The organism is Vibrio sp. Y176 (genome assembly GCF_033438945.1).
The window spans coordinates 1-531 of sequence record NZ_JAWOQS010001118.1; the positions used below are offsets into that span (position 1 = coordinate 1).

The window sequence follows — 531 nt, forward strand, 5'->3', positions numbered from 1 at the left end:
TTATCAAACTTTCCGGTAAAGAGCATGGATGGATGGTCGCAGAACCGCTAGTCACTATCCCAACACTGCATTATCACGAATTTGGTGAAGAGTAATGTTTGACGTAAACGCTGTACGCGAACAGTTCCCGGCCCTAAATCAAGAAGTAAATCAATCGCCTTTGGTTTACCTTGATAGCGCAGCAACAACACAAAAGCCACAGTGCGTGATCGATGTGATTAGCCGTTACTACAGTGCACAAAATGCTAACGTGCATCGTGGTAGCCACAGTTTGACAGCAAACGCCACTAGCCAGTTTGAAGCCGCTCGCGAAGCCGTAGCAACGTTTATTGGTGTAAACAGCTCTAAAGAAATCATTTGGACGCGAGGTGCAACCGAAGCACTTAACTTAATTGCACAAACTTACGCTCGCAGCACCTTACAACCGGGCGAAGAGATCTTGATTAGCGAGATGGAACACCACGCCAACATCGTGCCGTGGCAGAGTGACGCCGAACAAACGTTCTCTAAAATAGTGAGAGGTCCGATTAT

Annotated in this window: 1 protein-coding gene and 1 pseudogene; both read left to right on the top strand. The window is 47.1% G+C overall.

Going from position 1 to position 531, the window contains the following annotated elements; translation table 11 throughout:
- Positions 1-95: pseudogene (locus R7O13_RS30520) on the top strand (DJ-1 family protein); the annotation flags it as partial.
- Positions 95-531 (top strand): aminotransferase class V-fold PLP-dependent enzyme (locus R7O13_RS30525; protein ID WP_318305677.1); only part of this gene is annotated, 437 nt, incomplete at its 3' end. The pseudogene R7O13_RS30520 and the gene R7O13_RS30525, both read left to right, overlap by 1 nt.